The 10621-nt window shown below is 55.3% G+C and carries 9 protein-coding genes; 5 read left to right on the top strand and 4 right to left on the bottom strand.

Going from position 1 to position 10621, the window contains the following annotated elements; translation table 11 throughout:
- Positions 1–75 precede the first annotated feature (75 nt).
- Together purC and purT are read right to left on the bottom strand one after the other, a co-directional pair.
- Complete coding sequence (gene purC, locus OZX74_RS05700) at positions 76–825, bottom strand: phosphoribosylaminoimidazolesuccinocarboxamide synthase (protein WP_277156011.1); 750 nt, start codon at positions 823–825, stop codon at positions 76–78.
- A gap of 388 nt (positions 826–1213) precedes the next feature.
- Complete coding sequence (purT, locus tag OZX74_RS05695) at positions 1214–2491, bottom strand: formate-dependent phosphoribosylglycinamide formyltransferase (protein WP_277156010.1); 1278 nt, start codon at positions 2489–2491, stop codon at positions 1214–1216.
- Between the two features lie 223 nt (positions 2492–2714).
- On the opposite strand from purT, the gene OZX74_RS05690 reads away from it, so the two are divergent.
- The gene (locus OZX74_RS05690) at positions 2715–3911 is read left to right on the top strand and encodes a glycosyltransferase (protein WP_277156009.1); all 1197 of its coding nucleotides are present in this window, start codon (positions 2715–2717) and stop codon (positions 3909–3911) included.
- Positions 3912–4074: 163 nt separating this feature from the next.
- Here OZX74_RS05690 and OZX74_RS05685 read toward each other — a convergent pair whose 3' ends face one another.
- Both OZX74_RS05685 and OZX74_RS05680 read right to left on the bottom strand, forming a co-directional pair.
- Positions 4075–5100: an aminotransferase class I/II-fold pyridoxal phosphate-dependent enzyme gene (locus OZX74_RS05685; RefSeq protein WP_277156008.1), complete on the bottom strand. Its 1026-nt coding sequence runs from the start codon at positions 5098–5100 to the stop codon at positions 4075–4077.
- Positions 5101–5335: 235 nt separating this feature from the next.
- Positions 5336–6226 (bottom strand): formate/nitrite transporter family protein, encoded by an 891-nt coding sequence (locus OZX74_RS05680; protein ID WP_277156007.1) that lies wholly within the window; start codon positions 6224–6226, stop codon positions 5336–5338.
- 441 nt (positions 6227–6667) lie between these two features.
- On the opposite strand from OZX74_RS05680, the gene OZX74_RS05675 reads away from it, so the two are divergent.
- The 4 genes from OZX74_RS05675 to OZX74_RS05660 all read left to right on the top strand — a co-directional run bounded on the left by OZX74_RS05675 (position 6668) and on the right by OZX74_RS05660 (position 10596).
- Positions 6668–7834: an iron-containing alcohol dehydrogenase gene (locus OZX74_RS05675; protein ID WP_277156005.1), complete on the top strand. Its 1167-nt coding sequence runs from the start codon at positions 6668–6670 to the stop codon at positions 7832–7834.
- 58 nt (positions 7835–7892) lie between these two features.
- Positions 7893–8933 carry an ATP-binding cassette domain-containing protein gene (locus OZX74_RS05670; RefSeq protein ID WP_277156003.1) on the top strand — a complete coding sequence of 347 codons (1041 nt, stop codon included), beginning with the start codon at positions 7893–7895 and terminating at the stop codon, positions 8931–8933.
- Positions 8926–9606, top strand: coding sequence for a methionine ABC transporter permease (locus OZX74_RS05665; protein WP_277156002.1), 681 nt, complete (start codon positions 8926–8928; stop codon positions 9604–9606). Before OZX74_RS05670 ends, OZX74_RS05665 begins: the two co-directional genes overlap by 8 nt.
- Positions 9607–9738: 132 nt before the next feature.
- Positions 9739–10596: a MetQ/NlpA family ABC transporter substrate-binding protein gene (locus OZX74_RS05660; RefSeq protein WP_277156001.1), complete on the top strand. Its 858-nt coding sequence runs from the start codon at positions 9739–9741 to the stop codon at positions 10594–10596.
- Positions 10597–10621: the final 25 nt, after the last annotated feature.

The raw sequence follows: 10621 nt of genomic DNA, 5'->3' as shown, positions 1-10621 counted from the left end.
AAAATGTATTGAAAACAGGAATGTGGGACAACCAAAAATCGCTCGTACACCATCCTTTGGTGTACGAGCGATATGTCATTCGACCTTGACGCCACGAGCGTCGGCCAGGTCAAGCAAACGCTTGTAGATTTCCTCATATGCGGGGATGATGTCGCCGAGATCTCTGCGGAAGAGGTCCTTGTCGAGATGTTCGACTTTGCCGGACCCGTCCTTCAGGTCCCAGAGCCTGCAGGTGTCGGGGGTGATCTCATCGGCCAGGACGATTTCGCCGTCTTTGTTCTTGCCTTCCTCGATCTTGAAATCGACCAGTTTCACGTCGATGTCCTGGAAGATCTTGGTGAGCTTCTCGTTGATGTCACGAGTCTGCCGTGAGACTTCGGCCATGTCCTCGTCGCTGGCCAGGCCAAGGGCCACGATGCCGTCGACGTTGATGAACGGATCGTGCAGTTCGTCGGATTTGAAGCAGAATTCGAGAATCGGGCGTTTCAGTTCCGTTCCTTCCTTGACGCCATAGCGCTTGGCAAAGGAACCCGCAGCGGTGTTGCGCATGATGATTTCAAGCGGGAACATCGTGATTTTCTCATTGAGCTGTTCGGTGTCGGAAATACGGCGGATGAAATCCGTCTTGACGCCTTCGGCTTCCAAAAGCCTGAAAAGAACCGTGGTGATGCGGTTGTTGAGGCTTCCTTTGCCTTGAATCTGGGCCTTTTTCGCGCCGTCGCCGGCAGTAGCCTGATTCATATATTCGACCCACAGCACATCCGGGTCATTAGTTGAATAGAGTTTTTTGGCTTTGCCCTTGTAGAGCATGTCCAGTTTCTCCATTAAATCGCCCTTCCCGTAGAGTAACGAGATTGATTGAATAGGTGAACTTACAACCAAAAATATAGCAACTGAAGCCAACAATTTCGTCTCTTGCAACGCACAAAAAATACGACAAACGATATTTTGGGAATTGGAGAAGCGTTTTATCAGGTTTATCATTCTCCGCTGGATTCAGGTATTGTAAATTCCTTGTTACATTTGTAGCGAGAGACGGGAATTTTCACGGAGGAATGCATGGATATCCAGATTGTCAAGGATGATGATTCGAAGGATTTATATACGGGAACAGGTGCACGATATTCGAAGCATGGTCATATAGCAGCGGTCGTGCGATTTCCGATTTCTGGTTCTTTTTCTTCAGTGATTGTCCAAGAACATTGATGCTGGTTCACTTGCAGCCCAAGCGTACATGAAGTTTTTCCGCAGTCGTGCCGGCCTTGTCCCTTGCTTCGGCTTCATTTTCTCCAACGGCAAGAGCAACGGCCATACGGCGATGGCCGTTCACAGTTGGTTTGCCGAAGATGCGCAGATCGGTATCGGGTTGCGACAAGGCTCCGGGGATGTTGGTGAAGGTGGCTTGGCCGTTTCCGGTGACCACTACGGCATGGCTGGCTGCGATTTCGTCGTCTTTGAGGGCGAGCGCAACGCTTGATGATGTGACAGGTATTCCCAGAACCGCTCTGGCATGCAGCGCGAATTCGCTCAAACGCTGCGAGATCATCGTCACCATGCCGGTGTCGTGCGGTCGGGGAGAGACCTCGTTGAAAAGAACCTCGCCGTTCTTCAACACAAACAGTTCCACGCCGAACACGCCCCAGCCGTGTTCACCGTCTTTGTGGGCGATATCGACCAGGCCTTCGACCGCTTTGCCGGCGATTTTCTTTGCTTTTCTCAGAACACCGGGATCGACCTGTGCCGGTTGCCATGATTCTCGATAGTCACCGTCCTGCTGGCGCTGGCCGATGGGGGAGCAGACCACGATGCCGGCGCTGGAGGAGACGGTGAGCATGGTCAGCTCGTAATCAAGCGGGGCGAATGCTTCGACGATGACATGCGCGATGCCGCCGTCTTTCGCGTCCCTTCTTCCGCTTTGCGCTTCCTGCCAGGACGCTTCGATGTCGCCGTCATCGTGAAGCACGGATTGGCCGTGGCCGGAGGAGCTCATCACCGGTTTGACCACGCACGGGTAGCCGACGGCTTCGACGCCGGCTTTCAGCTCGTCAAGCGAAGCCGCGAAACGATATGGGGTGGTCGGCAAACCGAGTCTTTCATGCGCCAGCGTCCGTAAGGCCTCGCGGTCCATGCAGATTGCGGCGATGCGTGAGCTGGGCACGACCTGGATGCCGTTTGAAGAGGCTTTCGCCAACTCTGTGGTCGCGATAGCTTCGATTTCCGGGACGATAATGGAGGGTTTGGCCGCTGAAATCAATCGGTTCAGTGCTGTTGCATCGGTCATATCCAGGACATGGCTTTCCTGCGCAATCTGCATCGCCGGGGCATGTTCGTAGCTGTCGGCGGCGATGACGAACGCCCCGAGCCTCGTCAATTCGATGGCGATTTCTCGCCCCAGTTCGCCAGACCCCAATAGCAGCACCCGCGTCTGGTGTGATTCTGCCGGATTGCCAAGCGGATAGTTGACGGATGATGATGCAGTTTCAGCGCTCATATTTTCATTGTTGCATGGGATGACCCCGAGCAAGATCACTGTTTGATGATTGTTGATGGATTGATTAGTGCGTCGATCAGTGAGGTTAGGGAATTTGATAATTATCGGACGGAATTAAACAGGCACGGTGAATTAGAGAATATGAAATGTCATACAGTTTCGACAAAGTCCATTTGAGGTGTTTCGATAGCCGTGAACTCAACAACGGCGCTAAAATTGAACCATGCCACATTCTCGAAACGCTGCAGGTGACGCCGCCAAGCCGCTCACCATTGTCTTGGTGGTGGACTCGGTCGGCAATCGCGGCAACGGCACTTCGAATTCTGCCTTGCAATATGCAAAGGAACTTGAGCGGGAAGGACACCATGTCCGGTTGGTCGGCGTAGGCGCTCCCGATTATCCCGTTGGGATTCACCATCTGCCGCTCATTTCGTGGCTTGCGGCCAAGCAGCAGATGCAATTCGCCGAGCCTGATGATGCGGTGTTCCGACATGCGTTTGCTGGCGCCGACGTGGTGCATATCTATATGCCGTTCAAATTCGGAAGGCACGCCCTGGCCGTTGCGCGTTCGATGGGTATTCCCGTGACCGCCGGCTTTCACCTTCAGCCGGAAAACGTCACCTATTCCGCCGGTCCGTTGCGCTATATCCCGGGTATTCCCTCGCTGATTTATTATCTGTTCGATTTCTGGCTCTACCGCCATATCGGTCATATCCATGCTCCAAGCCAGATGATTGCCCGCCAGCTGCGTGCGCACGGTTATAGGGCCCGGCTCCATGTCATCTCCAACGGCTATTCCAGCCGGTTCCATCCTGCACAAAAACAATCGGGTAACAAGCATGGCAACAACGAGCACGGCAAACGCGATGAAGATGGATTCCGCATCATCGCTTCCGGTCGGCTTACCCACGAGAAGGACCATGAAACGCTGATTCGTGCCGTGGCCTTAAGCCGTCACGCTGCCCAAATCGATCTGACCATCTGCGGAACCGGGCCATTGCAGCGGCATCTTCGTCGTCTTGCCAAGCGGTTGTTGCCGCGGCCGGCGCACATCGGGTTCCAGCCCAACGACGAGATGCCGAACCTGTTACGCACAGCCGATCTGCTCGTCCATCCCTCCATCGTCGACATCGAATCGCTGAGCGTGCTCGAGGGCATTGCCTCGGGTCTAGTACCGGTCATCGCCGATTCGCCACTTTCGGCCGCCAGCCAGTTCGCGCTGACGGATTCTTCGGTTTTCCCGGCCCGCAACGCCAAAGCGCTCGCCCGCCGCATCGACTGGTGGATCGAACACCCGCAGGAACTGGCCGAATGGGGGCCGAAATACGCGCAGGAAGCACGCGAAAAATATGCGTTGCCGCAGAGCGTCCACCGGTTTGTCGCCATGGAGCGCGAGGCCATCGCGGATGCATGCAAATAGATTGCTTGCGCTACTGCGACGAAAAGCAAGAAAAATATGGAAAACATGCTTTTGGTCACAATGCGAGCTTCAACGGACAAAAAGCACGAAAATCCTGCTTTTCGTCGCATTGGCTCCATAAGTAGCGGCGTAAAGCAGGATGAGTCTGTAATCTCAGTCGGTGCTACAGCAGTGCAATGAGCTGGTCGGTGTGCTCCTGGGTGGTGGCCCAGCTCGTGCAGATGCGCATCACCGAATGGGTGTCATCGTACTTTTCGAGGAAGTCCATGTTGACGTTCTGCTTGAGCCGGTCGATGGTGGCCCGGTCCATGACGATGAAGATCTGGTTGGTCGGGTTCTCGTAGGCTAGCTGATAGCCCTTGGCCTTGAGTGCCGTTCGGATTTGTGCGGCCTTGTCATTGGCGTTGCGCGCGATTTTCGTATAGAGGTCATCGGTGAACAGCGTATCGAACTGCAGACCGAGCAGCCAGCCCTTGGCCAGAAGCGCACCGTGCTGCTTGATCTGCGTGAGGAAGTGCTTGGGCGTGTTGCGCTTGGTGAAGACCACGGCCTCGCCGAACAGCGCTCCGACCTTGGTGCCGCCGATGTAGAACACGTCGGTGATGCGTGCGATATCCTCGAGTGTCAGGTCGGTGCCCTCGGCGGTCAGACCGTAGCCCAGACGTGCGCCGTCGAGGAAGAGCGGCATGTCGTAGCGGTGCGCGACCTCGGCGATGGCCTCAAGCTCGGCTTTGGTGTACATCGTGCCGTATTCGCTGGGGTGCGAGACGTAGACGCAGCCGGGGAAGACCATGTGGGTGTAGTTGCCGTCGGCGTAGAAATCCTTGCAGTACTGCTCGAGGTCGGCCGCCTCGATCTTGCCTTCGTGGCTCGGCAGCGTGAGCACTTTGTGACCGGTCGACTCCACGGCTCCGGCTTCGTGAACATTGACGTGCCCATTGGTTGCTGCGACGACACCGGCGTAGGCCGGGGTGATGGTGTCGATGACGGTCTGGTTGGTCTGCGTGCCGCCGACGAGGAACCACACATCGGCGTCCGGGCAGCCGCAGGCCTCGCGGATTTTTGCCTTGGCTGATTCACAGTATTTGTCGGAACCGTAGCCCGGCAGCTGTTCCATATTCGTTTCTTCCATCCGCTTCAAAATTGCAGGATGGGCGCCTTCCGCGTAGTCACTGGTGAAGTCCAGCATGTCACTCCTTGCTTTATTTTTAAATAATATGTTTCCACCATAATCCCATGGGTGACTACGGCAAGGCGGACGGCGGCATGGGTTTAGAGTTTGCCGGAAGAGTGAGAGCTGACAGGCGATGAATAGCTTTTTGCAACGGGATAAAAATGTTCGCGCGTTGCTCCATCAGCGCTTTTCAACGCTCGGATGAGGTTCGGGTTTGAGCTGCGGAGGTCTGTTGACGCTGGATATCACCTTATTGTTTTCCACTCTCGGCGGTGATGCCGCGTTCGTCGTTCATCGTCGCGAAGTTCAGGCCGATGAGGATGCCGCCGCCCACGATGTTGCCGAGAATGGCCACGATGATGACCAGGATTGCCTTCCATGCGTTGATCACGCCGTGCATGCCGAGAATGAGGAACATCGCAGAGTCGGCCACGGAGTGCTCGAAGCCGCAGAAGGTGAAGACGAAGACCGCGACCACCATGATCGTGCACTTGGTGAAGTCGTTGGTGAGTTTGCCGTTGTAGACCATGAGCATGGCGATGTTGATGCAGAAGTTGCAGAAAATCGCGCGTACGAAGAGGTCGGCCACGCCGAATCCGGAGTTCAGGTAGTTGAGCTTGGTGGTCGCCGCGGCGAGCATCGCGTCGAAGGACGGGCCGGAGATGATGGTGGAGAATCGCAGGATAATGGCCACGACCAGCGCGCCCAGCAGGTTGCCCAGCAGGCACAGGCCCAGCAGCTTCAGCGATTCGCCCCAGCCGATGCGCTTGTGGTAGGCGCCGATGCTGACGACCATCATATTCGAGGTCAACAGCTCAGAGTTGGTGTAATAGATGAGTACCAGCGCCCAGCCGAAGGTGATGCCGGCCATCACCTTGCCTGCCACGGCCAGACCCGGGCCGCCCTTGGCGGTCGCTCCCATGATGACCCAGAAGGCCGCGAAGAACACACCGACGAGGATACCGGCCATGGCGGCACGCTGGATGTAGCGTCCGATCATCTTGCCGGTCATGGTCTCCTTGCTGTCGAGCGCGTCGAGCACTGTCGAGATGAACGCGCGTCCGGGGAAGAGCGGCTTGGTCTCGTCCTTGGTACCTTCGACTTCGGAAATGGTCGTTTTCAATTGAGATAATTTGCCCATGATTCTTTCTGTATTTTCTGTCAATTCATTTGATCTCAAGATAAAACTCGCCTATTCATTATGGGTCGTGGTTGTTTTGTATTTCGTGGGAATCTCGTATTTTGTAACGAAGAACACAATATTTTTGTAAGGAAAGTCACAGATTGCGCCAAATCTGCGGGTTTGCATGTCCACATAGTGATAATCATTCATGAAAACGGGAAATAATAATTCCCGACTGAACGATTCCTCACTTGCGGCCGCCCTGATTGATAAACGACTATTGATTTTGCATATATCGTCCAGCTTGCAATGGTGAAGCGCGGGCCGATACACTCGGTTGCTAACACCGAGGACGTCATGAAAATGGCCGGTTCATTCACCTGTTTGGCATCTGGGTGCAGTTGGCCGAAACATACAGACGGACGATGGACGCAGAAGAAAAGAAAGAAGGGGCAGGGCATGGTTTTCACCTATTACACTCCCAATGAACTCGTGTTCGGCGTCGGGGCCGAGCGCCAGCTTGAGCGGCTTCTGCGCCAATACCATGCGACCTCCATCATGTTTATCTACAGCGGCGATTACGTCTTCGACCTCGGCATCCATGACGCAGTGGTCGGTGCCGCAAAAGCTATCGGTGCACAGCTGGTTGAAAACGGCGATGTCGTGCCCAATCCGCATATCGAACTCGTCCGTGACCTGATTGATTTGGCACGTAAGGAAAAGGTCGATTTCGTTCTCGCCGCAGGTGGCGCCAGTTCGTTCGACACCGCCAAGGCCGTCGGCGTCGGTGTGCCCTACCACGGCGATGTATGGGATCTGTTCGATGGCAAAGCTGAACCGAAGGAAACCTTGCCGGTCGGCGTGATTTCGACGATTCCCGGCAGTGGTTCGGAGGTTTCCGATTGCGCTGTCCTCCAGCAAGGCGAGGACAAGGAGGCATTGGAGACCAGGCTTATCATTCCGAAATTCTCCATCGTCGACCCAGAATATTCGCGAACGGCGCCATATCGTTACCAAGCCGCAGCGGTGGCGGATCTGGCCGTGGGATTCCTGGAACCATATTTCACGTTGCAGGACCATCTTGAATCGGCGGACAGGATTCTTGAAGGCGGTTTCCGGGCCGCTCTTGTGCAAGGCAGGCGCTTTGCAGCTGATCCTGACGACCTTGCCACGCGTACCGAGCTGCACTGGCTTTCGGCGTTGATGTTCAACCATTGCTATCTTGCCACTGGTTCGCAAAACGATTGGACGACCCACCGCATCGAACATGAGATCGGCGGCGAATTCAACGTCATCCACGGTGAGGGCATCGCTGCGATCCTGCCTTCCATCATTCGTTACGTCGCCCATCGCAGCCCTCAGCGTTATGCGCAGATGGCGGTCCGGGCACTTGACGCTGACCCGTACGACAACACGGAACAGGAGTGCGCCGGCATTCTCGCGGATACGCTTGAACGCCACTTTCAGATGTTGGGCTTGAAAACCAGCCTGCATGAACTTGGCATACCTAGGAAAGCTGTTGCTACGGTCGCCGAGCGCTTGACGAAGTCCGACACGAAGCCGGTCGGAAATTACGTTCCTTTGAGCGAGGCTGATGTGCGCGCCGTGCTCGAACTGGCTTACTGAATACTTGTAATGCATATCTTCGGCATGTCGCCGGATAAAAAGACGGAAAAGGGGTCTTATGTCATCCGTCATTACGATACGCAATCTGACGAAAAAATATCCCAGCGACGAAGGTGAAAAGATCGCGCTGAGCGACATCGATCTGGATGTCGACAAAGGCGACATCTACGGCATCATCGGTCTGTCCGGTGCCGGCAAATCCACACTCGTGCGCTGTATCAATGGGCTCGAACATTACGATGGCGGCACACTCGCCGTCAACGGCAAGGAGGTCGCCGATCTGCGTCCCAAGGAGCTGCGCGCCTTGAGGAGCGACGTCGGCATGATTTTCCAGTCATTCAATCTGATGCCGTCCCGGACTGTCGCCGCCAATATCGAACTCGCCTTTCGTGGCAAAGTCGATGCAAAAAGCCGCAAGGTCCGTGTTGGTGAGCTTCTGGAACTGGTCGGTCTGAGCGAAAAAGCCGAAGCCTATCCAGATGAACTTTCCGGCGGCCAGCAGCAGCGCGTCGCCATCGCCAGGGCCTTGGTCAACAACCCCAGCATATTGCTGAGTGACGAGGCAACCAGCGCGCTTGACCCGACCACCACCAAATCGATTCTCGCCCTCCTGCGCAACCTGCACGACACCTTGGGCTTGACCGTCGTCGTCATCACCCATCAGATGTCGGTGATCAAGCAGATCTGCAACAAGGTCGCCGTCATCGACCATGGCACCATCGTCGAAAAGGGTAATGTGTTCGACATCTTCGCTGCGCCAAAGGCCGCGCTCACCAAAGCGTTTGTGGCCACGACCTCGAATCTCGACAAGGTCCACGAGTTACTTGACGACCATTCGCCGCTGGTCGAGCCACAGCCCGGCCAAGTGCTCCTGCGCATGAACTACATCGCCAAAGAGGTCTCCGAGGCTCTGGTCTCGCATATCTCACGCGAGTTTTCCATTGACGTCAACATCATTTTCGCCGATATCGACATCGTGGAGAACGCCCCGCTCGGCGGCCTGGTGGTCATGCTCAAAGGCGATTCCAAGAAGATCAATGATGCGCTTGCCTATCTTAAGGAGCGCAATATCGGCATCGAGGTGATCGATCGTGCTTAATCTACTTGATCAATGGTTCCCGAACGTGATGAGCCGTCTGCCCGAATTCTTCGATTCCTTCGTGCAGACCATCATCATGGTCGCCGTGGCCGGTCTGATTTCCTTCGTCTTGGCCGTCATTCTCGGCGTAACCGTTACTGTAACGAAACCCGGTGGCCTTCACCCCAACCGGGGTGTCTTCAACGTCATCGACAAGCTCATCAACCTGTTCCGTTCGATTCCGTTCATTATTCTCGCGGCCTCACTGGTGCCGGTCACCCGATTCGTCATGGGTACGGCCATCGGTACGAAGGGAGCGTTGTTCCCACTGGTCGTGGGTATCACCCCGTTTTTCGCCCGTCAGATTCAGTCGGCCTTGGCCGGCATCGATTCCGGATTGATCGAAGCGGCACAGGCGATGGGCATGGGACTGCCGGAAATCATTTGGCGAGTCTACCTGCGCGAGGCGATTCCCTCGATCATCCGTGTCAGCGTCATCACACTGGTCAGCCTCATCGACATGACCGCAGTGGTCGGCGTGGTCGGCGGCGGCGGACTCGGCGATTTCGCCATCCGCTACGGCTACCAGCGCTACATGATGGACGTCACCATCGCCACCATCATCGTTCTGGTGCTGCTGGTCGGTTTGGTCGAGCTCATCGGTCGTCTGCTCGTCGAAATCACCGAACACTGACGATAACCACAATCCGTTTATTTTTAATAATCAATACCGACTTTAATTTCTAAACCTATCAAATATCCGGCGGCAACTTTCTTTATATCAAGCACAAGCCGTGAGATTTCATGAATCCTGAAAGGGGCTTTTATGGCCACCAAAAAACAAACCAAAGCCAAGCATCAACTCTTCGCGCTTCTGGGGGCAATCCTCGTGGTGGTGCTGGTCGTCGCCGGCATCAGCATCTACCGTAATGTCAAAGCAGGCAAGGAGGAAACCGTTACGGTAGGTCTTGTCGGTAATTCCGATGATGCGGAATGGAAGGATGTGCAGGCCCAGCTTGACCGGGAGCACGCCAATATAAGGCTCAAATACAAGACCTTCCAGGACGGCATCTATGCCAATCAGGCGCTCGCCAACCACGAGCTCGACATCACGGCTTTCCAGCATTACGCGTACCTGCATCAGGAAGAAAAGGAGAAGGGCTACAAGTTCACCCCGATCGGCGAGACCTACATTTCGCCGCTCAACCTCTACTCCCAGAAATACAAGAGCGTCAAGGACTTCAAGGCTGGCGACAAAGTGGCCATTCCCAATAACGCCACCAACCTCGGGCGGGCGCTCAAAGTGCTTGATTCCGCAGGACTTATCACGTTGAAAGACAATACCAAGGCCGACCCCACGACCGACGACATCGCCTCCAACCCCAGCGGCATCGACATCGAGCTCAATGATCCGGCCTCCATCATCAACCTGCTGCCCGATTACGCCGGTGGCATCACCAATACCAACTTCATCGTCGATGCCGGCAAGAAGCCCGAAGACGCCATCTATGCGCCCAAGCTCAAGCCCGATGACGCCAGCTTCAAACCGTATGTGAACATCATCGTGGCCAACACGAGTGACAAGGACAGCAAGACTTTCCGCAAGATCGTTGACGCCTACCATACGCAGGCCGTCGCCAAACAACTCATCAAGGACCACAACATCCCGATGTTCAAGTACTGAGGTTCGCATGCTTAAGATTCGCGCA

Source organism: Bifidobacterium sp. ESL0798 (genome assembly GCF_029395415.1).
Taxonomy (GTDB): Bacteria; Actinomycetota; Actinomycetes; order Actinomycetales; family Bifidobacteriaceae; genus Bifidobacterium.
This window is presented reverse-complemented; position numbering and strand designations above follow the sequence as displayed.

Bases quoted from the DNA above. Each gene is read 5' to 3' on its own strand.
- purC (WP_277156011.1), bottom strand. From the start codon at position 825: ATGGAGAAACTGGACATGCTCTACAAGGGCAAAGCCAAAAAACTCTAT.
- purT (WP_277156010.1), bottom strand. From the start codon at position 2,491: ATGAGCGCTGAAACTGCATCATCATCCGTCAACTATCCGCTTGGCAAT.
- OZX74_RS05690 (WP_277156009.1), top strand. From the start codon at position 2,715: ATGCCACATTCTCGAAACGCTGCAGGTGACGCCGCCAAGCCGCTCACC.
- OZX74_RS05685 (WP_277156008.1), bottom strand. From the start codon at position 5,100: ATGCTGGACTTCACCAGTGACTACGCGGAAGGCGCCCATCCTGCAATT.
- OZX74_RS05680 (WP_277156007.1), bottom strand. From the start codon at position 6,226: ATGGGCAAATTATCTCAATTGAAAACGACCATTTCCGAAGTCGAAGGT.
- OZX74_RS05675 (WP_277156005.1), top strand. From the start codon at position 6,668: ATGGTTTTCACCTATTACACTCCCAATGAACTCGTGTTCGGCGTCGGG.
- OZX74_RS05670 (WP_277156003.1), top strand. From the start codon at position 7,893: ATGTCATCCGTCATTACGATACGCAATCTGACGAAAAAATATCCCAGC.
- OZX74_RS05660 (WP_277156001.1), top strand. From the start codon at position 9,739: ATGGCCACCAAAAAACAAACCAAAGCCAAGCATCAACTCTTCGCGCTT.